This is a genomic window from Pseudomonas sp. PS01297 (genome assembly GCF_029959305.1).
GTDB classification, from domain to species: domain Bacteria; phylum Pseudomonadota; class Gammaproteobacteria; order Pseudomonadales; family Pseudomonadaceae; genus Aquipseudomonas; species Aquipseudomonas helleri.
Genome location: NZ_JASCPQ010000003.1, coordinates 1 through 24,728 on the forward strand (window position 1 = coordinate 1; position 24,728 = coordinate 24,728).

A 24,728-nucleotide genomic window follows, 5' to 3' on the forward strand; every position below is an offset into this window, starting at 1 on the left:
TTATCAGACAGTTAAGCTCTCATGACATGACTGATATTACTGTGCGATTATCGATCACCATCCGTTCTCTGTAGGAGCGAGCTTGCCTCGCGATCTTTTAAAAGATCAAAAGATCGCGAGCAAGCTCGCTCCTACAGTCGTTAATTGTGCCCATTGTTTAGAACATCCCGACCTCAGGATCCGAAGGTTTGGATCCTGTGTGGCCGGGCAAGTCTGGTATTAAGTACCGCACAACAACAATCGCCGCCCAAGGACTCCCTCCCCCCATGCCATCTTCTGCACCTGCCACCCGCACCTCCAACGGCGTGTTCGGCCTGTTTTGTCTGGGCAGTTACTTGTTGTCCGTGTCGTACGGCACGACGTTTTTGTTGGCCATGATGCTGAGCGCACACGGTGGTAGTGAGTCTGATGCAGGTACGATTATTTCGGCGGCCATGGTCAGCACGTTTGCTGCGGTGATTTTCTCCGGGCACCTGACCGATCTGTTCGGCGCGCCCAAATCCATTGCGGCAGGCGCCCTGCTGCTGGCCGCCGCGTGCCTGGGATTCGCCAATGTGCAGACGTTCGGCGTCGCGGCTCTGCTGTTCGGATTGCTGCTGGGCCTGGGTTGGGGGGTGTTTTACACCTTGGGCCCGATCATCGTGGCGATGATTATCGAACCCGCGCGCCGGGTTAAATATTTTGCCCTGCTGTCGGGCAGCATGATGATCGGCATCGGCACCGGCCCTTTGCTCGGTCGAGCCAGTGAAGCGCTGGGCTACCCGGTCGAAACCGCGTTTATCGCGGCCACCGTCGCCAGTTTGCTGGGCGGTCTGGCGTTTGTCCTGATCGGCCCGAAAATCAAGGAGCAAAGCGCAATTGTCGGCCCGGTCAGCGTGTGCAAAATCACACCGCGTGCCGCTGTAACGGTGCTGCGCTCAAAAGCGCTGTTCGCGATTGTCATGGTCGGTTTGGGCGGTGCGATTTTCGGCGGATTGTCGAGTTTTCAAACCTCTTACGCGACGCTCAATCAGCTGGATTATTCGCTGTTCTTTCTGGGCTTCATGAGCGCCGCGATTTCCTGTCGACTTTTCATCGCGGGCTTTATCGTCAAGCGCGACCCGTACTGGATGGCCTGTGCATTGACCGCCATGATCGTGCTCTCGGTACTGATGTTCATGTTCAGTGTCACTTCCAGCGCGACCTATGTGCTGGCTGCGGTGACGCTTGGGGTGGGTTACGGGCTGACCTATTCAGTGATCAACGGGCTGGCCGCCAACGAAGCACCCGCCGGGCACACCTCGCAATCACTGGTGCTGTTCAGCCTGGCGTATTTTGTCGGGGTGTTTGGTTTCCCATGGCTGGCCGGGCACATCATCGTCAGTTACGGCATCCCGACCCTGCTGTCGATCATTCTGCTGATCGCGCTGTGCAACTGGTCAATCACTGCGGGCCGTCTGTTGTGGCGCACACGGACCGCCACGTGCGCCAATGCCTGATCACGGGTCACTGTTCAGCGACGAGCGCCTCCAGCGGAATGATCTGCGCGCTGCCATGGCGCACGCCACGCTCGGCCATGACCTGACGCGCCAGCGCTGAAACCTCCCCTACTGCGCCCTTGAGCACCGAGACCTCCATGCATTTGCCCTCGTCGAGGTGCACATGCAGGGTCGACAAGGTCAGGTCGTGGTGTTCATGAAACGCGTTGTTCAGGCGCTTGGACAGCTCCCGCGTGGCGTGATCGTAAACATAACTCAAGGTCGCCACACAGGGTGCCTCGGGGTCGTCTGCCGCCTGTTCCAGCAAGCCTGCACGCAACAAATCCCGGATGGCTTCGGAGCGACCTTGATAGCCGTGCGCCGCAACCCGCTCGTCAATGACGGTCAGCAAGGCATCGTCCAGCGAAATTGTGACCCTTTGCATTAAAATTTGCCTCGCAGTTATGAGCTTTTTACATAGACTTCACACCCAACGCGTGAATAGGCTACTGGCCATCAATCATTGGGAGACGCAGTGTGAAGCAGTCAAGTGTGAAAAAACAGCTTGCCCTCTGGATCATGGGCGCCTGCCTGAGCACCGGCACAATCGCGGCCTACAGCGCCACTGCCGCCCCGACCTTGACCTATTCATGGCCCACCAATGCCGGGCCGCTGGACCCCAGAGGCTACTCGCCAAACCAGATGTACGCCCAGGCCATGGTGTATGAGCCCCTGGTGCGTTACACCGCCGAGGGCACGCTCGAACCGTGGCTCGCCACACACTGGAGCGTCTCGCCTGACGGCAAAACTTACACCTTTACCCTGCGTGAACATGTGCAGTTCAGCGATGGCAGCCCGTTTAATGCGGCCGCAGCCAAGGCCAATCTGGATGCGGTCCTGGCCAATGCGAAACGCCATCAGTGGATGGAGCTGGTCTCGACCCTGGACCGTGTTGAAGCCCCCGACGAACACACCCTGGTGTTGCACCTCAAGCACCCGTACTACCCAACCCTGATGGAGCTGGCGCAAGTGCGGCCGCTGCGTTTTGCCGCGCCCGACGCCAAACCCGGCACACCGGTCGGCACCGGTCCGTGGGTGTTGGCGCAAACCCGGCGCGGCGAGTACGACCGTTTCGAGCGCAACGAGCATTACTGGGGGGCCAAACCGGCTTATGGCGCGGTGCTGGTCAAAGTGATTTCAGACCCGGACAGCCGCGCCATTGCCTTGCAAACCGGCGAACTGGACCTGATCCAGGGTGCCGAAGGCGAAATCTCCCCCGGGACCTTTGTACGGCTACGCGACGCCGGTTTCAAAACCGCCATATCCGCGCCGCTGGCCACCCGCACGGTGGCGATGAACACCGGGCAGGCGCCGACGAACGAGTTGGTGGTACGTCAGGCCATCAATCAGGCGGTAGACAAAGACACCATCATCGCCAAGGTGCTGCACGGCCTTGAGCCGCGTGCCGACGCGCTGTTTTCCAGCAACATGCCCTACGCCAACATCGGCCTTAAAGCCTTGCCTTATGACCCCGATCACACCCGCCAAGCCCTCGACGCTGCGGGCTGGAAAATACCTGCCGGTAAAACCGTCCGCGAAAAAGACGGCCAGCCGTTGAGCACCGAACTGGTGTTTCTGGGCACCAGCGCGCTGCAAAAAAGCCTGGCTGAAATCATTCAAGGTGAGTTGGCCAAGGTCGGCATCGAGGTCAAGTTACGCGCCGAAGAAGAAGGCTCATTGGTGCAGCGCCAACGCGAGGGCCGCTTCGGCATGATCTTCGCGGATACCTGGGGCGCGCCGTACGATCCGCACTCGTTTGTAAGCTCCATGCGCTACCCGGGACATGCCGATTACATGGCCCAGCGCGGGCTGCCGATGAAGGATCAGATCGACCACACCATAGCCGAGGTACTGGGGCAAACCGACGAAAGCAAACGTACCGAAGGTTACCGCGAGATCCTCACCACGCTGCATGACCAGGCGGTGTACCTGCCGCTGTCTTACCTCACGGCCATCAGTGTCAGCGCCAAAGGGGTCGATAACGTGCAGTTCGGCAGCACGCTGTTTGACGTGCCGTTTGAAGCCATGCGCCCTGCCACCGGGAAGCCCTGAGCCATGCTGCGTTATATCGTTTTGCGGCTTTTGCTGCTGGTTCCGGTGTTGCTGGGGGTGTCGTTGATCGTCTTTGTCCTGCTGCATCTGGGCAATGGCGACCCGGCGCTGGATTACCTGCGCCTGTCACAGATCCCGCCCACCGACGTGGCGCTGGCCGAGGCGCGGCATGCCTTGGGCCTCGACCGGCCTTTGGTTGAGCAGTACGTCAGTTGGCTATGGAACGCTGTGCACCTGGATTTCGGCACGTCGTATATCACCGGGCGCCCGGTGCTGGATGACGTGCTGTACTACCTGCCCGCCACCCTGCAACTGGGCGGCCTGGCGTTGCTCGTGACCTTGTTGATGAGTATCCCGCTGGGCCTGGCAGCGGCCCGCTGGAAAGGCCGCTGGCCGGATCAAGTGGTGCGTTTTATCACCTTTATCGGGGTGTCGATGCCGAACTTCTGGCTGGCTTTTTTGCTCATCGCCCTGCTCTCGCTGTGGCTCGGCTGGCTGCCGCCCATGGGCCGTGGCGGCCCGCAACACTTGGTCATGCCGGTGCTGGCGATTGCGCTGATGTCGATGTCGATCAATGCCCGCCTGCTGCGCGCCAGCCTGCTCGATGTGCGCCAGCAGCGGCATGTGTTTTATGCCCGAGCGCGCGGCCTGAACGAGCGCCGGGTTTGGCGCGACCATATTCTGCGCAACGCCTGGATGCCATTGGTCACCGCCACCGGCATGCATGTTGGCGAGTTGCTGGGCGGTGCGCTGGTGATCGAAACCATATTCGCCTGGCCCGGTATCGGCCGTTTTGCGGTGAGCGCTGTGCTTAACCGCGACTTCCCGGTGATGCAATGCTTCACCTTGCTGCTCACCACGTTGCTGGTGCTGTGCAACCTGGTGGTCGACATCTGCTACGCCTGGCTCGACCCGCGCACGCGCCTGTCGGGGGTGATGGCATGAGTAGCGTGAACACTGCGTTGGCAGGTAAAAAAAGCGGCCTGCGTGTCGGTTATGTACTGGTTGCGCTGCTGCTGATATTCGCTTTATTCGGGGCCTGGATCGCGCCCTATGACGCCACCCTGGTCAACCTCGACGACCGTTTGCTGCCCGCCAGTACCAGCCATTGGCTGGGCACCGACCACCTGGGCCGTGATGTGCTGTCGCGGTTGATCGTCGGCACACAATGGTCGCTGGGCAGCGTGGTGCTGGTGTTGGGGCTGGTGCTGATCATGGGCGTGACGATTGGCGGCATCGCCGGGATTGTTGGCGGCAAGGTCGACATGTTTTTGATGCGCCTATGCGACATGTTCCTGACCTTCCCGACCCTGGTGCTGGCGTTCTTCCTGATTGCCCTGCTGGGCACCGGGCTGACCAACGTGATCATCGCCATCGCCCTGTCGCACTGGGCCTGGTATGCGCGCATGGTGCGCGGCATGGTGCTGGCCCAGCGCAACCGTGACTACGTGCTGGCTTCGCGGCTGTCCGGGGCTTCGCGCCTGACCCGCCTGCGCCAGCATGTGATGCCCAACGTGGTCGGGCAGTTGCTGGTGCTGGCGTCGATGGACATCGGCCACATGATGCTGCACGTCTCGGGGCTGTCCTTCCTCGGCCTCGGGGTCAGCCCGCCGACGCCCGAGTGGGGCGTGATGATCAACGACTCCAAGGAATTTATCTGGACTCATCCGCAACTGCTGCTGTGGCCGGGGCTGATGATTTTTATCTCGGTGATGGCCTTCAACCTGCTCGGTGACGCCTTGCGCGACCGGCTCGACCCCAGCGTACTGGCGGAGATCAAGGAATGACCCGGACCCTGAGCATTCAAGGCCTGTGCCTCACACACCAGCAACGCACCTTGGTGGAACAACTCGATCTCACGCTCAAGGCTGGCGAGGTGCACGCACTGGTGGGCGCCAGCGGTTCGGGCAAATCCCTGAGCTGCCTGGGCATTCTCGACCTGCTGCCTCCCGGCGTGCACAGCCAGGGCGGCACGCTGCGTCTGGACGGCCACGTGGTGCAACCGGCGCAGTTGCGCGGGCGCGAAGCCGCGCTAGTGCTGCAAAACCCGCGCAGCGCTTTCAACCCGGTGCGCTCATTGCGTCAACATGCCCAGGAGACCCTGCGCAGCCGAGGATTGCGCGGGGTGCACGCCGATCAATTAATTCTCGACACCCTCAACGAAGTCGGCCTCAACGATGGGCCGAGGGTGCTCGATTCTTTTGCTTTTCAGCTCAGCGGCGGCATGTTGCAACGCTTCATGATTGCCCTGGCGCTGCTCGCGGACAGCCACTTTTTGTTGGCCGACGAACCCACCAGCGATCTGGATGTTGTCGCCCAGGCACGCTTTCTCGACTTGCTGGAGCGCTTGGTCGCAGAGCGAAACCTCGGGGTGCTGCTGATTACTCATGACATGGGCGTGGTCGCGCGCTGTGCCGATCAGGTGTCGGTCATGGCCCATGGGCGCATCGTCGAACAGGCCGATGTCCACACCCTGTTCAACACCCCGCAAAGCGAAGAAGCACGCACGCTGCTGGCCGCGCACCATGCATTGACTCTGGAGACCTGCACGCCATGACGCTTATTCAGGTATGCGATCTGAACCACGGTTACACCGCTGGCGGAATGTTCAGCAAACGCCACCGCGTACAGGTGCTCAAAGGCCTGAACCTCGACCTGCTCGCAGGCCAGAGCCTTGGTTTGCTGGGCGCAAGCGGCAGCGGTAAGAGCACCCTCGCCCGCTTGCTGATGGGCCTGGAAACACCCGTTCAGGGCACTGTCCTGTTCGAGGGCCAGACGTTACAGGGGCTGGACCCGCAGCACTTTCTGCGACGGGTGCAAATGGTCTTTCAAGACGCCATCAGTGCCTTCAACCCCCAGCGCAGCATTGGCTGGAGCATTGCCGAGCCATTGCGCCACCTCTCGGACATGAACGCCCAAGCCATCCAGGCCCGCGTGGGGCGCCTGTTGCTGCAAGTCAAACTGTCGGCCAGCGACAGCGACAAGTTGCCTGCGCAACTCAGCGGCGGCCAGTTGCAACGCGCCGGTATCGCCCGGGCGCTGGCGATCGACCCGCAGATGATCATTCTCGATGAGGCCCTGTCAAACCTCGACCGGGTGTTGCAGGTGCAAATACTCGACCTGCTGGCTGACGTGCGGCGCGAATCTGGCACCGGTTTTTTACTGATTACCCATGACCTGAGCCTGGTCCGGCGGTTTTGCCAGCGGGTGGTGGTGCTGGCCGATGGCAAACTGGTCGAAGACCGCGAGGTCATCCCCGGCATGCGCTTCGAACACCCGGCGGCACGCACGCTGCAAGAGGCGGTATTGCCGGCCATGCCGTCCAAAGTCCGCGCCAGCTAAATACAAATGGTAAAGATTTGTAAATAGAAATGATTTGCATCCGTATAGATGTAAAACTTTGTAACCGATTTCGGTTACGCAGTTCCACATCCGGAGTACTCGCAGATCATGCACAAACTGTTCACCCTGCCGACGTCAGCACTGACGTTGGTTGCTTTAGGTATGTTCAATCACGCTTTCGCCGCTCAAGGCGCTGTCGACCTGCCCGCCACCACGGTCAATGCCGCTGACACCGAAGAGGACTCGCCCGAGGGCTATCAGGGCAAACCCAGCGCCACCACGACCCGCCTGAACCTGACCGCGCAAGAAACCCCGCAAGGCGTCACCAGCATCAAGCGCGAGCAACTGGATGACTTCAAGCTCAACAGCATTCGCGATGTGCTGGACAGTACGCCGGGGGTGAATGTGCAGAAGGTCGAAACCGACCGTACCTACTTCACCGCGCGCGGTTTTGACATCACCAACTTTCAGTACGACGGCATGGGCATGCCGTTGAACGGGGGGCTGCTGGTGGGCGACATCGACATGGCGCCCTACGAGCAAGTGGACATTCTGCACGGCGCCAACGGGTTGATGAGCGGCACCGGCAACCCGTCGGCCACGGTCAACTTTGTGCGCAAACGGCCGACAGCTGACACCCAGGCCACCGTCAGCGTCAGTGCCGGTTCGTGGGACAAGCGCCGGGTTGACCTGGACGTTTCCGGGCCGTTGACTGACTCAGGCAATGTGCGCGGCCGTTTTATCTACGCCAATGACACGGGCAACTCCTACCTCGACCGCTACTCCCGGGAAAAGAATATTCTCAGTGGCCTGCTGGCCTTCGACCTGACCGACAGCGACACCCTGACCGTCGGCATCGAAGACCAGAAGTCCAACTCCAATGGCGCCAGTTGGGGTGCGCTGCCGCTGGCCGATGCCAACGGCAACCCGATCCACTATCACAGCACCCGTTCGAATATTTCCCAGCCGTGGGTGTATTGGGACGTGCACACCACCCGCGCCTTTGCCGAGTGGGAACACCGCTTCGAGAATGACTGGAAGTCGACGCTGACCTTGACGGCGATGGAACACCGTGAAGACACCAACATGTTCTACGTCTACAGCAACAGCGCGTCGGCCACCGGCTATACCGGCCTGGCTTCCAAGTACAAGGACGATACCCGCGAGCTGGATGGCGATCTGTCTTTCAGCGGCCCTTTCAGCCTTGGCGGGCGTGAGCATCAGTTGACCTTCGGCGCCAACATCGCGCGCTCGCACACCCAGGAAACCTCGTTGTACGGCACCTCGTCGTACTACACCTCGGTGTCGCTGCAAGACGCCCTGAACGGCGATATCCCCAAGCCGACGTACAACATTGCCACAGACGCCGCGACCTCCAACTACACCGACCGGCAAAAGAGCCTTTACGCCGGAGCGCGCTTTAACCTCACCGATGACCTGCACCTGATAACCGGCGCACGCATGCTCAGCGCTGACAGCGATGGCGAAAACTACGACACCGCCCGCGATGTGAGCATTCACGGCAAGGTCACGCCTTACGCCGGGGTAATCTACGACCTGAGTGAGCAATACTCGGTGTACGCCAGCTACACCAAGATCTTTAACCCGCAGTACAACCTGAACACCCAGGGCAAGGTTATCGACCCGCTGGAAGGCAAGAGTTATGAGGCCGGCATCAAGGGCCGTTTGCTCGACAATAAACTCAATGTCACGGCAGCGGTGTTCCACACCCAACAAGACAACGTAGCGACGTATGCCGGTTACAACCCTGCACTGGGCGGCTATGTGTACGATGGCGAGTCGTACAAGAGCAGCGGCATTGAACTGGAGGCGTCGGGCGAACTGGCCCCCGGCCTGCAAGTCAGCGGCGGTTACACCTATGTGTACATCACCAACGCTGATGATCAGCGCGGCAACAAATTTATCCCGCGCAATGCGCTGACCTCCTCCATGACTTACCAGTTGCCGATGGCGCCCAAGGTCAAGGTCGGTGGCAGCCTGAAATGGCAAAGCAAGGTCGAAAACGACACCACCCCGGCCGCCAGCCAGGATGCCTACGCGCTGGTGGGCCTGATGGCCAGTTACCAGATCGACCCGCACTGGAGCACCCAACTGAACCTCGACAACCTGACCAACCAGAAGTACCTGGACAGCGTGCGCTACGCCCAAAGCAACTTCGGCGACCCGCGCAACGTCACGGCCTCCGTGAGCTGGAAGTTCTAAAACCACCCGGCAGGTTTGCCTTTGCTGGCAAGCCTGCCGGGCTTCAAGGCTCAACCCCGTGGCAGCACCGCCAAAATCCGCTGGGCAATGTGCTCGGCGTGGGTTTCCAGAGCAAAGTGGCCGGTGTCCAACAACTCCACCACCGCGTTGGGGTTATCGGTTTTATAGGCGTGAGCCCCCGGCGGGATGAAAAACGGATCGTGCTTGCCCCAAATCACCAGCGTCGGCACCTGTGCAGCCTTGAAAAACGCCTGAAACTGCGGGTACAGGGTCAAGTTGTTGCGGTAGTCGAGAAACAGGTCCAGCTGGATGTCGTCATTGCCCGGCCGCTGCATCAGCAGCAGGTCCAGCATCCATGACTCCGGGGCCACCCGTTCTGGCTTTTCAACGCCGTGCAGATACTGATAACGCGTGCCTTCCAGGCTCAGTACCGCGTTGCGGATAACCTCACGATTAGCCGCCGTCGGCTCGGCCCAATACGCACGAATCGGCGCCCAGGCATCCCCCAGTCCTTCGAGGTACGCATTGCCGTTTTGCGAGACCAGCGCACTGACCCGCTGCGGCTGTGCCACGGCCAGACGAAAACCCACCGGCGCGCCGTAATCAAACACATACAGCGCATACCGCGTGAGTTTCAACGCATCGACAAAATGCCCCAGGGTAATTGCCAGGTTATCGAAGCTGTAGCTGTAGCCCCGCGCCTCAGGCACTTCAGTAAAACCGAAGCCCGGCAAATCCGGCGCAATAACCCGGTAGTGAGCCGCCAGTAACGGGATCAGGTCGCGAACATATGCGATGAGCTGGGAAAACCATGCAACAACAACATTACCGGCGCCGACGGATCACCGGCCTCGCGATAGAACACACGAACACCATCGGCCTCAATGTGTTTATAACGCACCACGGGGTTTGAATTGGGCATACAGACGCTCCTAAAGTAACCATTAAAATCAAATATTCGGGTTAGCTTTTAAAAAGCTGCGCCCAAATTAGTAACCTGTCAAATTAATTATTATGGTTACACGATCCGATTTGGTAACTACCCATATCACTCATTAACGGTTACGATAGCCCAGCTTTTTTCGAGGACCGACCATGAGCGCCACCCCCGCCACTCCACCGCTTGAGCCATATGTGCTGGCTGACCACCCCGTGCTGGACATGCTCAACACCCGAGCCAATGTCGAGGCTGTGCCGGTCGACTTTTGGCAAAGCGATGCCGACGTCAAGCGCTGGCTCGTGCGTCTTGAATGGTTTGCGCCGGGGGAAATACCCGAGTTTGAGGAAGGCGCCCTGCTGACAGCCGCAAGGCATCTGCGAGAAGTGATCCGTGATCTGCTGGAGCAACGCAAGGCGGGGCAGCAAGGGGATCCCGCTGCGCTGAACAGTTTTTTGCGCAAGGCGGTGAGTTACCCGCAACTGGCCTGGAATGAAGCGGGCGAACTCAGCCTGCAACGCCTGCACAAACAGCAAACGGCGGAACAGTTTTTGGCGCCGATCGCTGAAGCTGCCGCCGACTTGCTGGTGAATGCCGATGCCGAGTTGATTCGCACCTGCGAACACCCGGACTGTGTGCTGTGGTTTTATGACCGCACCAAGGCACACAAACGCCGCTGGTGCAGCATGGCGCTGTGTGGAAACCGCCATAAAGTGGCTGAATTTCGTAAACGCAAACTGCAGCAATAGACGCTCTAAACTATCTGAGCGAAGCTGAATGCAGTGCCCAGTAGGCGGCATAGTGCCAATGATGCGGAGACGGCGTTGCGTTTCCTGTTCAACGCCATCGCGCCGAAGGCTGATTCTACCTTCACCTTCTAAGGCCATCCAAAGATGATCTATCTGGACAATGGTTGAAGTCACCGCTTTTGAGGTGGAGCCAAATATGGCAGGAGAGTTTGTGGTGTCGCTGTAGGGACTGTTTGATAACGCTCTTTATACTGAGCTGAATGGCCAGCGCTTAGGCACTACTATCCGGTCTCCGTACCGATTCAGTTGCATCGGTACCGCGCATTCAAGCGAGGCAAAGTCGATGAACTAGCGCAGCCGTTATCCAAACTATCTACCGAAGATCAAGCCTTCATCCACCAGATGCTGAGTGCAACCCTGAATCGACGTATTGTCCTGGAGCGCGCCTTCAGCAACTGATTAAAGACATCAAGGGCGCCATCTTTGAAGGCCGTTTGATTGACCTGTATTGTCTCATCGGCAGTGGTAAAACTGTGATGCTACGGCGCCGTCAACAGGTGATGAAAGACTAAAAGCAGATCATCGTTACCACGTCCTTCGCTATCGAGAAACACAGCATTAATCTGACGACCTTGATTGCTGCGCTCAATTACCATTTATCCTCGAAATAAAACGTTTATATACCCACACCGACCGAAAAGTTTACGACCTTAATGGACATACTCTGTCAGGAATCAAGCGCTTGATGGAGTTGGTTGAGGGTGGTGCGGGACGTCTCTCAGTGGTGCTGGCTGGCCATCCCAAGCTGCGCAATGATTTGCGTCGTCCGACAATGGAGGAAATAGCTATCGCACAGAGGTTTTTTTCACTCGATGGTATTACTGGCAGTCAGCGCGAATACATTCACTGGCTGCTGCATACCTGACTGGTGAGAACCCTATTTCGGCGGAGCTGGTGGGGTCAGTGCTGTCGTAACAACTGGATGATCTGGAACCGACACTCACTCGTCATGGGTACAAGATAAAGGGCTTGCTAGAGCAGTTAGACTCCAAGCCCACCAAAAATCAAAGTGTTATTCAGAAACATGCTTGACCCGGCGCGAGCTGCTGAGTTGCGCGATAAGAGGCTGGCATCAGGATTGCCGATTTGAGGGCTGTCGTCGCAATTAATGTCAGTCGACAAGCGTGAGGAATGCAGGTCGATAATTTTGGGGCGGAGGAGTTTATTTGTAGGCCATTGAATTCAGCCATGCACAGACATGTCCTTCAGGGAAAGCAGGAAGTATTTAACCAAAAGCGTTTATATAGTTTGAAACAGCTTAACCCCATCAACAAGTTGATATCGCTAGACCTTTTCAAGGCTTCCTTGCTAGGTTTTACAAACCTCATTAAGACTAATCGAGAAATCAAATTATGAATTCAATATTTACAGGGCAGGCCTCCAATTCGCAAACAATAGACAGCCTCACGGTGATAGCGACTATTGAAAATATTAAATGGGCAGGTACGGGCACCAGCATTTACATTTCCCTAGGCCCCACTCTTCAGCTACAAAGGTTTTGTGAAACTGCCAGCGCAGGGGAAACCATCGCGCTGAGCATTGATCTCAACAAAATGTTTGGGCGTAAAAATATTACACTTCTCGAAATTCAGGGTATCAGTTTTCATCAGGTCGGCCGGGAGACCTCTTTTGGTGCAGACTTCCTCAACGGACTCACCCTTGGTGTCGCGGGTACTATCAAGTCGAATGAAGATGATTGGGCGCTCGAGTCAGTCACACTTATAGCGAATGATATTTATAGTAATACTACGTTCAAACAGATCAATAAGTGGTTGCATGCTCCATCTTCTCATCTGGACACCGTTTGGTCAGGGCAAGTGCTTTACACTAACTGGATAAACTCCGATAAAAAACCCATTGATCTGAATTCACAAACTTATCCCGTGAGGTGGATGCCTTATATTGGAGATATTATGCGGTGGCGCAGCTATGATCCTTCAAAAATACCCGGGGTAGGCCAGTTGATTGGGAGGTTGAATGGGAGGTTGATTGGTCATCAACTTTCTTCGGGGCAAAGCGAACAGCTGGAGTCTAATACCACGACAAGCAGTTACACTTGGGTTTATACGCCGGAAGGCTCCCTGATTTATAGGCGCTGGGATAAAACAAATCACGCTGCGTATATCCGGCATAGTCAGCTTGGTAGTGGTCGCCCTGTGATATGTGCAGGTGAGTTCAAGGTCATCGATCAGCAACTGCAGTCTGTTATCTCTATGGTCAACGATGCCTCAGGTCATTACAAACCAGATGGTGGAGCCTGTCTGCGCTATGTGGCCGAAAAGTTTGAAGCTTTGGGGATTAGCACTGAGCATACGGAGTGGAAATGGCGTGATTCAGCCTCCTGATTTTTTAAGGCACAAAGATACTTAACAACCAGTGTGTGCGAACGCTGGTTTGGATACATGGAACCTTTAATCTGGGCCCGGTGGTTTGCTTATTTTCTCATCAGGGGCCGTCTATCAAACTAACGTTTTATGGACGGTCCGTCAGTCGCACATAAAGTGAGCACGCGAAGATCAATTGCAAGCACGCCGCGTTGAATGCAAACACAGTCGCAGCTAATGCCTGCACGGGGGCCGCTTCAGTCGCAATTAATCCAAGCCTGAAAGTGCGCTGATTGTAAGCACCTACCATAACGAGTACGCCAAGGGCGTACTCGCAAGTTTTCAGTTCACTCTTTGGCTGCCGTCGGCACCATACGGAACGCCACGCCCAGTCGGTTGTAAGCATTCATCAGGCTGATGGCATAGGTCAGTTCAGCCAGCTCTTTGTCGTTGAACTCGGCGGTTACCGCGTCATAGTCAGCCTGAGGCACGCCAGTCTGCTCAACCCGGGTGACGCTTTCGGCCCATGCCAGTGCTGCTTGCTCGCGGGCGGTAAACAGCGATTGGGCTTCGTGCCACACTGGCACCAACAACAGCTTGTCGACAGTCATGCCCAGTTTGAGCAAGTCCCGCGAGTGCAAGTCGATGCAGTAAGCGCAGCCATTGATTTGCGACACTCTGAGGAACACCAGGTCGATAAGCATTTTGGAGAGATCGCCGTTTTGCAGTGCAACGTGCACACCGCCGAAGGCTTTGAAGGCTTCAGGGGATGCTTTGGAGTAGTCGATACGCGTGCTCATGGTCTGCCCTTGCATTGATAAGTGGAGTGGCGCCATAGTGCGGTTTCTTGGCCCTGTCACAAAGGGCCATGATTCAGCTCTATGGCTGGACCATGATTGTGCTCACCCGCGCAGGCCTCACCATGCAAACCTCTGTCCCCAGTTTATCGGCGCTTGACCCCGCCTCCAGCGAACCGATTTACCGTCAGCTCTATTGGCGCTTTCGCGAAGCCATCAACGCCGGCCTGCTTAAGCCGGGTGACCGCGTGCCCGCAGCCCGCGCATTGGCCAAAGAATTGGGGCTGGCCCGTGGCACCATCGACAACGCCTATTCCCTGCTCACCTCTGAAGGCTACCTGGTGGCATGTGGTCAGGCCGGTACGCGAGTGGCTGACGGCATTAGCGGCACAAGCTCTTCACCGCCCGCCTCCGCCATCGCACAGGCAGCGCCCCATCAGGCGATCCGCCAACAGTCGGCAGTGCTGCCATTTCAAATGGGCGTGCCGGCGCTGGATGCCTTCCCCAGAAAAATATGGGCGCAAATCGGCGCTCGTTGCGTGCGCGGCACACAGCCCCAAGACATGGCCAACCCTTCGGTCTATGGCTTGCAGGCGCTGCGCGCAGCAATTGCCACGTACTTGCAGGTGGCGCGCGGCATCGCCTGCTCACCGGCTCAAGTTTTTGTCACCGCAGGGTATCGGGAGACGTTGTCGCTGATCACCCACACCTTGCTCAAACCCGCCGACCGCGTGTTGGTCGAAGACCCTGGCTATCCGCCGACCCGGCGCCTGCTGCAAAGCCTGCACATCACGCCGGTGGCGGTGCCCGTTGATCAAGACGGCTTGCGGGTTTCAACGGCCCTTGAAATCGGCCATAACGCCCGCGCCGCCGTGGTTACCCCTGCGCATCAAAGCCCTTTGTGCGTGTCGCTTTCATTGCCACGACGGTTGGCGTTGCTGGAGTGGGCGAGCCAGCAAAACGCCTGGATCGTCGAGGACGATTACGACGGCGAATACCGCTACGTCAGCCGCCCGCTCCCCGCCCTCAAGAGCCTGGACCGTGAGGGCCGCGTGCTCTATAGCGGCACCTTCAGTAAGGTGTTGTTTCCGGGCATGCGCCTGGCCTACGTGGTCGTGCCTGCGGCGCTGGTTGAGCGTTTTGAGGAAAGCTGCAAGACCTTCCAGGGCGGTTGCCCGGAATTAAACCAGGCCATCGTCGCGACGTTCATGGCTGAAGGGCATTTCGGGCGCCATATCCAGCGCATGCGCAAGCTCTACAGCGAGCGTCGGGCGATGGCGGTGAACGGACTTAAAAGCGTGCTCGGCGAGCGGATTCAAATTGATGCCAACCCCGGCGGGATGCACCTCATCCTGCGGCTCAACGCGTCCTGCGCGGACAGCTTGATGGTGCAGCGCATGCGCGAGGCCGGGCTGTTTGCCGAAGCGTTGAGCGAATGGCACCAAGGCACGGACAAGCCTTCGGGGTTGCTGCTGGGTTTCGCCAATATCGACTCGCTGGCCAGCGCTCAAGCGCTGGGCCAACGTATCCTGGCGTTGATGTAACCGCCGTGGCGGATTAGACAGTCTATTCAGCGCAGCGGCGGCAGACCGTAGGCGCCCAGATCAAACTCTGGCAACTGGCGAATAATCAGGTCTGCGTGGTGGTACTTGCTGTCGGGCATGGCGGCATCGGGTACGGCGATGGCAGTCATGCTGGCGGCCTTGGCGGCGGTTACGCCAAACGGCGAGTCTTCAAACACCAGGCAATCCTGTGGCGCAACGCCGAGGCGGCGGGCAGCGGTCAAGAAGATGTCGGGCGCGGGTTTGGCTGCACCCACCTCAGGGTCATCGGCCGTCACGATAGTGTCGAACAACGCAAACCACTCGCGATGCAACGTGGTTTTGTGGCCAAAGCCGCTGCTGGTTGAACTGGTGCCCACGGCAATCGGGATGTTGTGCGCCTTCAAGTGCCGCACCAGCGCTTCAGCCCCCGGCATGGCGAGTGCCTTGGAAAAGTACCCGGCCATCAGCGGCTCGCGGGCCTTGAGGAACTCTTGCCAGGTAATCGGCAGATCCAGCGCTTTGACAATGTACTCAGCCAGATCCTGGGCACCGCGCCCGATGATGTGCTGCTTGATGCTCCAGTCATACGTGCGGCCATAACGTTCGACGACGATCTGCGTAACTTCGGAGTAAATGCCTTCGGTATCCAGCAACAAACCGTCCATATCAAAAATCACGGCCTTGATCGGGCCGACAACAGTACGCGGTGTATTCATCACAACAGATCCTTGGTAGAAGGCGAAAGGATTGCAGCACCTTAACTGGCGGGCTTGCCTGAATGCCAGTGCAGACCCGTATTTCATTCACGGTGCAGTAGAGGCCGCCCCGTCTACAGAGGTCGTGTACGCCCACAAAATTGCGGGATGTTTCGCACAGCTTTGCCAATTGCTGAGGCTGCAGTACGGCGCCTATAGTCAGCGCTCGCCCAAATGGGCGACCGGGTTTGGCGACTTGGCGTAATAATTTTTGCAGTACGGTTGTTGTATTTGGCTAAGCGTGTATTTTGCTCGCTGTGCTTTATGGCAGCTGTGCGTGGGAGATCTTCGGGTCTGCCGGGTTTTGCTTAAATTTACCGGTTCGCCAACCCGCGTACAGCGGCCACCTGTTTTCGTTTGGCGACGAAAACAGATGGCTTAATCCGTGAAATTTAAGAGATTCATCCATGACTAATTCAGCGTACATCCCGCTTACTGCCATCGACTGCACCATCCCCGCCTTGCTCATCGACCGCAACGCCCCGCTCGACGTCTTGCACGCTAACGCCGCCGCCCGCGTACTGGCGGTAACCCAATTGATGGAAACCTTCTCCAGCCGCGACGTCCAGGACGCCGACGCCCTCGACCTCAAACAACTCGCCACCACCGCCATGATCTTGCTGCGCGACGGCTGCGACCTGCTCAACGTCTTGGGCTGGCGCTTACAACCAACCTGACCCGGCCACTGTAGGAGCGAGCTTGCCTCGCGATCTTTTGATCTTCTTAGCCTGTAGTCGCTGCCGAAGGCTGCGATCAAGAGGGTGAGCCACTGCGGCGAAGCCGTAATGCTTTCTTGTGTACATATCCATTCGATGCATAACGGCTTTTTACGGGTTTCGCTCTTACAGCGAGGCACTTTTGTCAAACAGCCACAAAAGTACCCAAAAAGGCCTTGCCCCGGCGTACGGCCTTCGCTGCGGTCTCCCGAAGGGGCGGGTAGATCAAGATCAAAAGCCAGATCACAAGATCGCGAGACAAGCTCGCTCCTACAGTGACCGGGTCAGGTTTGCTCTAGGCGTAGAAATACTCCACAAACCGGTAGGAGCGAGCTTGTCTCGCGATCTTTTGATCTAAAAGTCCGTCGTCGCAGCAATGGATATGCACTCACATCAAGAGCCCCCCTCACCCTAGCCCTCTCCCGAAGGAGAGGGAACCGATTGGGGGATGCTGAAGATATTTGGTGGCCTGTTTGCTGCGCGATAGCGCGGATTCGAAGACGGGGCAGCCGTTTTGTGGCAGGTGGGGTATTCCCACACAAACAACGGTATTGATAATTACTCTCAATTAAATTAACGTCGCCGCGCTTTCAGGCTCATCACTTTTGAGTTCACCCGTGAACGACTCCAACGCCAGGCTGCAACTCTATCTCGAGCATCGCGTCGCTTTGATCAACTACGCCAAGGTGGTAGTGGGTGATCACGCGCGCGCTGAAGATGTGGTGCAGGATGCCTTTTTGCGCTTTTGCGCCAGTACTGAAGAGGTCGTCGAGCAACCCGTGGCGTATCTGTATCGCATCGTCCGTAATCTGGCCCTGGACGCCGTTCGCCGCCAGGCCGCAGAGAAACGTCAGCAGCAGTCGCCGCCACAATGGATGCGCCCCGGTCACGAGTTGTCGCCCGAGCAACGGGTGGTGCACAGTGATGACGCCAGCCGTATTGCTGCTACGCTGGCCAGCCTGCCCGAGCAAATGCGCATCGCTGTAGAGATGCATCGCCTGGGTGGTTTCACATTGCAGCAAACCGCCGATCATCTCAAAATCTCGCTTTCCAGCGCTCATCGCCTGGTCAAGGATGCCATCGTTCACCTGGCCTCAAGCGTCGCCACCCACGACTCTGGCCACAGCGCGCACAGTAAGGAACGCCCGTATGCATAACGCCCCCCTGCCCCGGACTGTCTCGGCGCAAAGCCTGGAAGACGCCGGCCAGTGGCTGCTGGACCTGCAACAGCAACCCGAGCGTTTCGAGGAGTTCGATAGCTGGTTGCACAGCCACGAGGAGCACTTTGAGGCCTGGGCGCAGGTCAATCGCGCGTGGGAAGCCCTCGGCTCGCACTCCCCAAGCACCGAGCAACAATGGCCACAGGCGCCTGCGAACGTCACAACGCTCACACCGCGCGCGCGCCTGCCGCTGCTGGCCGCAGCCTGCATCAGTGCCTTGGCGGTGTGCGCAGCGCTGGTGCTGAGCCCGAACTGGCGAGCGGATTACAGCACTGGCACCGCGCAGACCCGTGAAGTCACCCTGAGTGACGGCAGCCGCCTGACCCTGGCACCGCAAAGCGCGATCAACGTGAGCTTCGACGATCACCAGCGCCAGGTCACTCTGGTGCAAGGCGAAGTGTTTTTCGACGTGGAGCATGACGCCAGCAAACCGTTTGAAGTGCGCAGCGAAGAAGCCGTGATCAGGGTCTTGGGCACCGCCTTCGATGTGGCACAGCGCCAAGCCGGCCTGAGTGTCGAGGTGCGCGACGGCACTGTCGGCGTCAACAAACAGTATCGGCTAGGCGCAGGCCAGCGTTTGTGGATCGACCGCAACACCGGCAACGCCACGCAATCTTTGGTCATGCCTGATGAAGTCGCGGGCTGGATCAAAGGTGCGCAGTTTTTTGAAAACGCCAGCGTTGCCCAGGTGGTGGAACAACTCGACCGCTACCAGCGCGGCTGGATCGTGATTAATGATCCGGCCCTGGCCAACAAACGCGTGACCGGCCTTTACGACATGCGCGATACCCGGCGCGCACTGCAAGCCCTGGTCGCGCCGATTGGCGGTGAAGTGCGTCAGTACTCGCCTCTGCTGACGGTCATTGGCACTGCCAAAAAAGCTAAATGAAAAATATTTTCGTTATCACTGAAAAAAATCCTGAAGGTGTTCGTCTTTGTAGCTCCTTGTATTGCGAATGACTCGTAATACCAAAACGAAAGGCGATGAAGCATGGGTAACCGATCACACGTTGCGCACTCCAAAGTACCGGTGGCGCTGGCCGTACTGTGTGTGGCAATCAACAGCGCGATTTTTCAGCCGCAGTCGGCGGTGGCAGCAGAACCCAACGCGCTGCCAAGTGATCAAGCTACCCGTTTCTTCGATATCCCGGCCCAGCCACTGACCAACGCCCTCAGCGCTTTTGCGCGTCAGGCCAATCTGCAACTGGGTCTGGCGGCCGGGCTGGTAGATGGTCTGCAAGCCCCTGCCGTGCGCGGCAATTTCAGCAACGAACAGGCCTTGCGCCAGTTGCTCGGCGATGCGCCGGTCAGCTGGAAAATCGACGGCCAGCGCAGCCTGATCCTCAGCCCGCGCAGCGAGGCCAGTACCGCCCTGGACGGTGATCTGGACGAATCTGAACTGCTCGGCGCCGTGACCATCAAAGGTGGCCAGAGCAGCCGCTTGACCGGCCCGGCCGCGCAGGTTTACACCCAGGCAGGCTCAAGCGTGTATATCTCCGGCGAGACCATCAATCGCTTTCGCGGCTCCTCTCCGGCCGACATTCTCAAGGGCGTGCCTGGCGTGCAAACCGGTGACACCCGCAACGGCGGCGCGCTGGACGTGAACATCCGTGGCATTCAGGGCCAGAGCCGCGTGCCGGTGACCATCGACGGCAGCCAGCAAGCGATTGACGCCTATCGCGGTTACGGCGGTATGCAGCAACGCAGCTACATCGACCCCGACCTGATCAGCGACATCACCGTCGATAAAGGCCCAAGCCTGGGCGCTGATGCCGCGGGCGCCATCGGTGGCATGGTGAAGATGAAAACTCTGCAACCCAAAGACATCCTCAAGGACGGCGAAACCACCGGTTTCCGTCTCAAGGGCGATATCTCCAGCAACAGCATCGACCGCCCCCACGAGTACAACGCCACCCCGCGCAAAGGCAGCAACAGCATTTTCGACCCGCAGGCGCATTCGGGCAGCGCGGCGTTTGCCAGCACCAGTGACACCATCGATTTTGTCGCGGCCTACACCCAGCGCGAAAGCGGCAACTACTACGCCGGTAAAAAGGGCTTCAAGGATTACCAGGTGTTCAAGCAAGTGCGACGCTGGGACCCGGCGACCAAGCAGTACGTCTACAGAACCGAAGAGGCCAACGGCCCGGCCAAAGTGTTCAAGGCTGGCAACGAAGTGCTCAACACGTCCACCGACTCCAAGGCGGTATTGCTCAAGACCATCATCAAGCCTTCACCGGATCAGGCCCTTGAGCTGGCCTATCGCTGGACCGATGGCGAATACGGCGAAGTGATGCCCTCGCGCATCATCCGCAACACCACCGGCACCGTGCCGCAGTGGCAGCCCGGCACCATGCGGATCAACGCCTACACCGCACGCTACACCTTCAAGCCTGAAGACAACCCGCTGATCGACTTGAGCGCCAACGCCTGGGTGACCAAGGCCCAGAGCAAGGCTTATAACGGCTTGAGTACCGTGACACCCTTGTTTGGCGGGGCTGATGAGCCGGATCAATTGAGCCCGGACGGTTATCAGGACGCCTTGCTCAACCGCAGCAAAGACCTGCGCTGGGGCACCGACGTGAGCAACACCTCGCGTTTCGACACACAGGTCGGCAAATTCGCCTGGAACTATGGCGCCTCTTACCAGAACGAAAAACTGCGCCCGGACGACAACTCGCCGGTGCTGCAATCTGACCTCGAACAAAACCGCTTTATCCGCAGCGGCGACCGCCAGGAAGGCAGCCTGGTGAGCTCATTGCAATGGGCTCCGGTCAAGCCACTGACCTTTACCGTCGGCGGGCGCTACAGCGAATTTCATAGCAAGGACCACAACCAGCTCGCCACCCCTGCTACCTTTGCCACCCGCCAAGTACGCTGGACATGGCTGTACAAAGGCAAAGATCGCATTGGTTATGTTTACTGGCGGCCTGACCAGCAAGGCAACTTCACCCAGGACTCGCTCAACGCCACCCCTTATGCAAAAAGCACAGTGGGTAGCAGCGGGTATGACAGCTATGAGGCGGATGACCCGCAAAGTCAGAAGTACGCCACCAGCTACAGCTATGCCAAGCCGATCGAACGTCGCGACCATGCCTTCACGCCTTCATTCGGCGTGAAGTACGACATCAACGACAGCAGCTTCGTGTACCTCAACTACAGCGAAGGTGTGCGTATGCCGAGCCTGTTCGAGTCCACTTTGGGCTTGTTCACAGCGGCCGTACCCGGAGCAAAACTGAAGCCTGAGCACAGCAAAAACTGGGAAGTGGGCGTCAGTACCCTGAAGAACGACGTATTGCTCGATGGTGACAGCGCCGCAGCCAAACTGGCTTACTTCGACAACAAGATCGAAAACTACATCACCCGCGACTATCAAGACATCTACGCCGGCAACCTGCAGAACGTTGACAGCTTCAGGGTCAAGGGCGTCGAGTTGCAGACCAGCTACGACATGGGCCGCGTGTTCACTGATGTATCCGCCACCTACTACCTGAACGCCAAAACCTGTGCCCCGGACCTCGCACAAAAACTGCGCGACGACGGCACCCCGACGCCTAACTGCGTGGACGGCGGTTTCCCGGGTTCTTACACCAACACCCAAAACCCGCCCAAGTACTCGGTCAACACCACGGTCGGAACACGCTGGTTTGACAACCATCTGGTCCTCGGTGGGCGCATGGTCTACAACAGCGCACCGACCGCCAAGCTGAACAAACCGTGGAACGATGGCATTACCACCAACCAGATATACTACCGCCAATCGGCGATTTTCGACCTGTTTGCCAGCTACGAAATCTACAAGGGCACGCAGATCGACTTCGGCGTGCAGAACCTGACCAACGTGTATTACCTCGACCCTCTGGCACAAAGCTTTATGCCTGCACCGGGGCGCACGCTGCGCACAGGCCTGACGGTCAAGTTCTGACCTGACTGTGGTTAAAACACGGGATGCCCACGGGTGTCCCGTTTTACGTTGATTACTATTGATGAGCTCATGACCTACCTGAACCAATCCCGCAAGGCGCTCTGGAGCGTGGCGACGCTGATTACCCTGAGCGTGTACACGGGCATCACCGTCTGGCTGTTGCACACTTCACCGATCCCCTCGGCCGAGGCAGCACCGGCGGCGATGATGATCGAGCTGGCCGCCGTGCCCGTGGCACAAGTGGTCGAACAAGACCTGCAAGTGGCGCCTGACAAACTGATGCAAAAACAGATCAGCACGCCATCGGCCAAACCGCCCAAAGAGGTGGTAAAAAAAATCACGCCCACCCCGCAACCGTCACCGGCCAAACAGGCCAAATCGCCCTTCAAGGACACCGCCCACGGGACGTATCAAAGCGCACCGCAGCAGGGAGCGGAGATTCAGGCACCGCCGAAAAAACAGGAAGAACAGCCGGCGGTGTCGACCACCACCGCCCCGCCTAAACTCGACGCGCAAAAGGCGGCGACCACTGCGGCAGCAGAGTCATCGCGCGGCGCTGCTGATCCGGCGTTGAAAGTGCAATGGGAAGCGCAGTTGCTGGCACACCTGGAGCGCTTCAAGCGTTACCCGCAAAACGCCCGCGATCGGGGTGACCGGGGCGTGGCCTACTTGCGGTTTGAGATCGACAGCAATGGCAAGGTTCTAAGCGCCACGGTGGTGCGTTCAGCAGGTTTCAGCGAGCTGGACAACGCCACCCTCGACATGATCAACCGCGCCTCACCGGTACCGCGACCGCCAGAAGGCAGCAAGCTGCGGTTTACAGTGCCGGTGGTGTTCTCGAAATAGAGCTTTTGTGGGAGCCGGGCTTGCCCGCGATGGGTTCGACACGGCGTCAACAGGCGCACCGGGTTGTACGTATCGCGAGCAAGCCGCTCCCACCGGGCTTGGGGGCACGATTACACGCTGGCACAAAGAGTTACACATATGTGAGAATGATACGAATTCCTATTAGCATCTCTCTCCAGCGGCTCTGCATGTCATTCCTTACCCCGTCTTGCACATCCTCTTTGAACGCAGTGGTCGACGATCTGTTGGCCAGCTACACCGAGCTGCGCCGCTATTTGTGCGGGCGTTTGCGCAACCCTGACGATGCAGCAGATATTGCCCAGTCCAGTTTTGCCCAGGCCTATGCCCATGCGTTGAACAGCCCGGTGGCCAATCCTCGGGCGTTGTTGTTCAAAGCCGCGCGCAACCTGTGCATCGATCAATATCGCCGCCACAGCAGCGAGATTGCGGCGCTGGATGACTGGATGAGCCGGCTCGATGTGCTGAGCCCCACCGTTGAAGAAATCGTCATTGCCCGCGAGCAGTTGCAGCATTTGATCGAACGCATCGAGCGCATGCCGCGTCTGCGCCGTGAGGTGTTTGTGCGGGTGCGGCTGGAGGGCTGTAGCCATCGCCAGGTGTGCGAGGAGCTTGGGCTGTCGGCCAAGTCAGTTGAGTTGCACATCGCCCGGGCCGTGTTTGATCTGTCTGAGCTGAGCCTGGCCTGCCGCCATGTCTGAGCCACTCTCTGCGCGCAAAGTGCAACAGGCACTGACGTATCTGGCCAAGCTCAATAGCGATGACCCCTTGCGAGTGGAGCAGGCCCACAAGCAACTGGCGCGCTGGCGAAGCCAAAGCAGCGAGCACGAGCATGCCTGGCTTGAGGCCGAGCGGCGCTGGCAAATGATCCACCGGTTGACGCCACAGTTGCGCGGCACGGTGCAGTCGCAGCCGGTCAATCTGAGCCGTCGCCGCCTGCTGCGCCAAGGCACCGGGCTGCTGGCGGTAATCGGCGCATCGGGCTGGTTGAGCTGGTTGTGGCGCGAAACCAGACCTTTCACACAGTCGCTGCTGACTGAACACGCCGAGCCGTCGCGTCCGGTCACCTTGCCCGATGGCAGCGAACTGCTGCTGGCCGCTGAATCCAACGTGCGCGTTGAGTTCAGCCACGCTCAACGCCAGGTGATGCTGCTGCACGGCAACGTGTATTTCGACGTGGCCCACGAAACCTTGCGCAGTTTTGTCATCAATACCCGACTGGGCCAGATCAAGGTCCTGGGCACGGCGTTCAGTGTCAGCGACCGTGGCGGCTGTATTCAGGTGGCGGTGGCCCGTGGCCGGGTGCATGTGCAAGGGCTCAAGGGGGAAGCGACAATTCTCACCGCCGGGCAGCACGTCAGTCTCAATGCCCAAGGCGAGGTAATCGCGCTCAATCCGCACCGCCAGGCCGGGCCGGATATTGAAAACTGGCGCAAGGGCTGGTGGTCCTACACCGATGCGCCGCTGTCCGAAGTACTCGCTGAGTACAACGCTTACGCAGCCAACCCTGTGCGGGTCAGTGCCGACGCCGCACATTTGCGCCTGACCGGCAGTTTCCCCAGCGATAAACCGCAGATGCTGCTGCAAACGCTGCCGCGAATCCTGCCCGTACAAGTGATCAACAAGGCCGGTGAGCTCTATGTGCAATTGCGTTGAATTTTTTTTGAGGGGTAAACGCGTCGAGGTCCGTCTTCACCCATAACTAC

The 24,728-nt window shown here is 58.5% G+C and carries 21 protein-coding genes and 2 pseudogenes; 19 read left to right on the forward strand and 4 right to left on the reverse strand.

Annotated elements, in window-relative coordinates:
* The first annotated feature begins 266 nt into the window (after positions 1–266).
* Positions 267–1,478, forward strand: coding sequence for an MFS transporter (locus tag QMX84_RS01855; protein ID WP_282362969.1), 1,212 nt, complete (start codon positions 267–269; stop codon positions 1,476–1,478).
* Between the two features lie 7 nt (positions 1,479–1,485).
* On the opposite strand, the gene nikR is transcribed toward QMX84_RS01855, so the two are convergent.
* Entirely contained in the window at positions 1,486–1,902 is a 417-nt protein-coding gene (gene nikR / locus QMX84_RS01860; RefSeq protein WP_048370204.1) for a nickel-responsive transcriptional regulator NikR, read from the reverse strand.
* A gap of 92 nt (positions 1,903–1,994) precedes the next feature.
* On the opposite strand from nikR, the gene nikA reads away from it, so the two are divergent.
* From nikA to QMX84_RS01890, 6 genes are all read left to right on the forward strand, one after another.
* Positions 1,995–3,569, forward strand: a complete 1,575-nt coding sequence (gene nikA / locus QMX84_RS01865; RefSeq protein ID WP_282362970.1) for a nickel ABC transporter substrate-binding protein — start codon at positions 1,995–1,997, stop codon at positions 3,567–3,569.
* Positions 3,570–3,572: 3 nt separating this feature from the next.
* Positions 3,573–4,514 carry a nickel ABC transporter permease subunit NikB gene (nikB, locus tag QMX84_RS01870; RefSeq protein ID WP_282362971.1) on the forward strand — a complete coding sequence of 314 codons (942 nt, stop codon included), beginning with the start codon at positions 3,573–3,575 and terminating at the stop codon, positions 4,512–4,514.
* Entirely contained in the window at positions 4,511–5,356 is an 846-nt protein-coding gene (nikC, locus tag QMX84_RS01875; RefSeq protein ID WP_282362972.1) for a nickel ABC transporter permease subunit NikC, read from the forward strand. Before nikB ends, nikC begins: the two co-directional genes overlap by 4 nt.
* Positions 5,353–6,126, forward strand: coding sequence for an ABC transporter ATP-binding protein (locus QMX84_RS01880; RefSeq protein ID WP_048387897.1), 774 nt, complete (start codon positions 5,353–5,355; stop codon positions 6,124–6,126). Before nikC ends, QMX84_RS01880 begins: the two co-directional genes overlap by 4 nt.
* Positions 6,123–6,911 carry a nickel import ATP-binding protein NikE gene (gene nikE, locus QMX84_RS01885; RefSeq protein ID WP_262125767.1) on the forward strand — a complete coding sequence of 263 codons (789 nt, stop codon included), beginning with the start codon at positions 6,123–6,125 and terminating at the stop codon, positions 6,909–6,911. Before QMX84_RS01880 ends, nikE begins: the two co-directional genes overlap by 4 nt.
* A gap of 108 nt (positions 6,912–7,019) precedes the next feature.
* Complete coding sequence (locus QMX84_RS01890) at positions 7,020–9,134, forward strand: TonB-dependent siderophore receptor (RefSeq protein ID WP_262125766.1); 2,115 nt, start codon at positions 7,020–7,022, stop codon at positions 9,132–9,134.
* A 50-nt stretch (positions 9,135–9,184) separates the two neighbouring features.
* Here the strand turns inward: QMX84_RS01890 and QMX84_RS01895 are convergent.
* Positions 9,185–10,056: pseudogene (locus tag QMX84_RS01895) on the reverse strand (alpha/beta hydrolase).
* A gap of 173 nt (positions 10,057–10,229) precedes the next feature.
* Between QMX84_RS01895 and QMX84_RS01900 the strand changes: the two are divergent.
* The 4 genes and pseudogenes from QMX84_RS01900 (at position 10,230) to QMX84_RS01910 (ending at position 13,225) form a co-directional block, all read left to right on the forward strand.
* Positions 10,230–10,820, forward strand: coding sequence for an ABATE domain-containing protein (locus tag QMX84_RS01900; protein WP_282362973.1), 591 nt, complete (start codon positions 10,230–10,232; stop codon positions 10,818–10,820).
* A 163-nt stretch (positions 10,821–10,983) separates the two neighbouring features.
* Positions 10,984–11,279, forward strand: a pseudogene (locus tag QMX84_RS26480) (hypothetical protein); the annotation flags it as partial.
* 283 nt (positions 11,280–11,562) lie between these two features.
* The gene (locus tag QMX84_RS01905) at positions 11,563–11,745 is read left to right on the forward strand and encodes a hypothetical protein (protein ID WP_262125763.1); all 183 of its coding nucleotides are present in this window, start codon (positions 11,563–11,565) and stop codon (positions 11,743–11,745) included.
* 487 nt (positions 11,746–12,232) lie between these two features.
* The gene (locus QMX84_RS01910) at positions 12,233–13,225 is read left to right on the forward strand and encodes a hypothetical protein (RefSeq protein WP_282362974.1); all 993 of its coding nucleotides are present in this window, start codon (positions 12,233–12,235) and stop codon (positions 13,223–13,225) included.
* A gap of 326 nt (positions 13,226–13,551) precedes the next feature.
* On the opposite strand, the gene QMX84_RS01915 is transcribed toward QMX84_RS01910, so the two are convergent.
* The gene (locus QMX84_RS01915) at positions 13,552–14,004 is read right to left on the reverse strand and encodes a carboxymuconolactone decarboxylase family protein (protein WP_262125761.1); all 453 of its coding nucleotides are present in this window, start codon (positions 14,002–14,004) and stop codon (positions 13,552–13,554) included.
* A 122-nt stretch (positions 14,005–14,126) separates the two neighbouring features.
* Between QMX84_RS01915 and QMX84_RS01920 the strand changes: the two genes are divergently transcribed.
* The gene (locus QMX84_RS01920; protein WP_262125961.1) at positions 14,127–15,545 is read left to right on the forward strand and encodes a PLP-dependent aminotransferase family protein; all 1,419 of its coding nucleotides are present in this window, start codon (positions 14,127–14,129) and stop codon (positions 15,543–15,545) included.
* A gap of 26 nt (positions 15,546–15,571) precedes the next feature.
* Here the strand turns inward: QMX84_RS01920 and QMX84_RS01925 are convergent, their stop codons facing one another.
* A complete protein-coding gene (locus QMX84_RS01925) occupies positions 15,572–16,261 on the reverse strand; it encodes an HAD-IA family hydrolase (RefSeq protein WP_262125760.1) in 690 nt (229 codons plus the stop codon).
* A gap of 446 nt (positions 16,262–16,707) precedes the next feature.
* Between QMX84_RS01925 and QMX84_RS01930 the strand changes: the two genes are divergently transcribed.
* The 7 genes from QMX84_RS01930 to QMX84_RS01960 all read left to right on the forward strand — a co-directional run bounded on the left by QMX84_RS01930 (position 16,708) and on the right by QMX84_RS01960 (position 24,678).
* A complete protein-coding gene (locus QMX84_RS01930) occupies positions 16,708–16,977 on the forward strand; it encodes a short-chain dehydrogenase (protein ID WP_153433090.1) in 270 nt (89 codons plus the stop codon).
* 656 nt (positions 16,978–17,633) lie between these two features.
* The gene (locus QMX84_RS01935) at positions 17,634–18,173 is read left to right on the forward strand and encodes a sigma-70 family RNA polymerase sigma factor (RefSeq protein WP_178110070.1); all 540 of its coding nucleotides are present in this window, start codon (positions 17,634–17,636) and stop codon (positions 18,171–18,173) included.
* The gene (locus tag QMX84_RS01940) at positions 18,166–19,125 is read left to right on the forward strand and encodes a FecR family protein (protein ID WP_262125758.1); all 960 of its coding nucleotides are present in this window, start codon (positions 18,166–18,168) and stop codon (positions 19,123–19,125) included. Before QMX84_RS01935 ends, QMX84_RS01940 begins: the two co-directional genes overlap by 8 nt.
* Positions 19,126–19,227: 102 nt before the next feature.
* Positions 19,228–22,158, forward strand: a complete 2,931-nt coding sequence (locus tag QMX84_RS01945) for a TonB-dependent receptor (RefSeq protein ID WP_282362975.1) — start codon at positions 19,228–19,230, stop codon at positions 22,156–22,158.
* 69 nt (positions 22,159–22,227) lie between these two features.
* Positions 22,228–23,004 (forward strand): energy transducer TonB, encoded by a 777-nt coding sequence (locus tag QMX84_RS01950; RefSeq protein ID WP_282362976.1) that lies wholly within the window; start codon positions 22,228–22,230, stop codon positions 23,002–23,004.
* Between the two features lie 188 nt (positions 23,005–23,192).
* Positions 23,193–23,723 carry an RNA polymerase sigma factor gene (locus tag QMX84_RS01955; protein WP_048387871.1) on the forward strand — a complete coding sequence of 177 codons (531 nt, stop codon included), beginning with the start codon at positions 23,193–23,195 and terminating at the stop codon, positions 23,721–23,723.
* Complete coding sequence (locus QMX84_RS01960; RefSeq protein WP_282362977.1) at positions 23,716–24,678, forward strand: FecR domain-containing protein; 963 nt, start codon at positions 23,716–23,718, stop codon at positions 24,676–24,678. The genes QMX84_RS01955 and QMX84_RS01960 overlap by 8 nt, the downstream gene beginning before the upstream one ends.
* Positions 24,679–24,728: the final 50 nt, after the last annotated feature.

What these genes read in the sequence shown, in the direction of transcription:
- QMX84_RS01855 (WP_282362969.1), top strand. Translation starts at nt 267, where the DNA reads ATGCCATCTTCTGCACCTGCCACCCGCACCTCCAACGGCGTGTTCGGC.
- nikR (WP_048370204.1), bottom strand. Translation starts at nt 1,902, where the DNA reads ATGCAAAGGGTCACAATTTCGCTGGACGATGCCTTGCTGACCGTCATT.
- nikB (WP_282362971.1), top strand. Translation starts at nt 3,573, where the DNA reads ATGCTGCGTTATATCGTTTTGCGGCTTTTGCTGCTGGTTCCGGTGTTG.
- nikC (WP_282362972.1), top strand. Translation starts at nt 4,511, where the DNA reads ATGAGTAGCGTGAACACTGCGTTGGCAGGTAAAAAAAGCGGCCTGCGT.
- QMX84_RS01880 (WP_048387897.1), top strand. Translation starts at nt 5,353, where the DNA reads ATGACCCGGACCCTGAGCATTCAAGGCCTGTGCCTCACACACCAGCAA.
- nikE (WP_262125767.1), top strand. Translation starts at nt 6,123, where the DNA reads ATGACGCTTATTCAGGTATGCGATCTGAACCACGGTTACACCGCTGGC.
- QMX84_RS01890 (WP_262125766.1), top strand. Translation starts at nt 7,020, where the DNA reads ATGCACAAACTGTTCACCCTGCCGACGTCAGCACTGACGTTGGTTGCT.
- QMX84_RS01900 (WP_282362973.1), top strand. Translation starts at nt 10,230, where the DNA reads ATGAGCGCCACCCCCGCCACTCCACCGCTTGAGCCATATGTGCTGGCT.
- QMX84_RS01910 (WP_282362974.1), top strand. Translation starts at nt 12,233, where the DNA reads ATGAATTCAATATTTACAGGGCAGGCCTCCAATTCGCAAACAATAGAC.
- QMX84_RS01915 (WP_262125761.1), bottom strand. Translation starts at nt 14,004, where the DNA reads ATGAGCACGCGTATCGACTACTCCAAAGCATCCCCTGAAGCCTTCAAA.
- QMX84_RS01920 (WP_262125961.1), top strand. Translation starts at nt 14,127, where the DNA reads ATGCAAACCTCTGTCCCCAGTTTATCGGCGCTTGACCCCGCCTCCAGC.
- QMX84_RS01925 (WP_262125760.1), bottom strand. Translation starts at nt 16,261, where the DNA reads ATGAATACACCGCGTACTGTTGTCGGCCCGATCAAGGCCGTGATTTTT.
- QMX84_RS01930 (WP_153433090.1), top strand. Translation starts at nt 16,708, where the DNA reads ATGACTAATTCAGCGTACATCCCGCTTACTGCCATCGACTGCACCATC.
- QMX84_RS01940 (WP_262125758.1), top strand. Translation starts at nt 18,166, where the DNA reads ATGCATAACGCCCCCCTGCCCCGGACTGTCTCGGCGCAAAGCCTGGAA.
- QMX84_RS01945 (WP_282362975.1), top strand. Translation starts at nt 19,228, where the DNA reads ATGGGTAACCGATCACACGTTGCGCACTCCAAAGTACCGGTGGCGCTG.
- QMX84_RS01950 (WP_282362976.1), top strand. Translation starts at nt 22,228, where the DNA reads ATGACCTACCTGAACCAATCCCGCAAGGCGCTCTGGAGCGTGGCGACG.
- QMX84_RS01955 (WP_048387871.1), top strand. Translation starts at nt 23,193, where the DNA reads ATGTCATTCCTTACCCCGTCTTGCACATCCTCTTTGAACGCAGTGGTC.
- QMX84_RS01960 (WP_282362977.1), top strand. Translation starts at nt 23,716, where the DNA reads ATGTCTGAGCCACTCTCTGCGCGCAAAGTGCAACAGGCACTGACGTAT.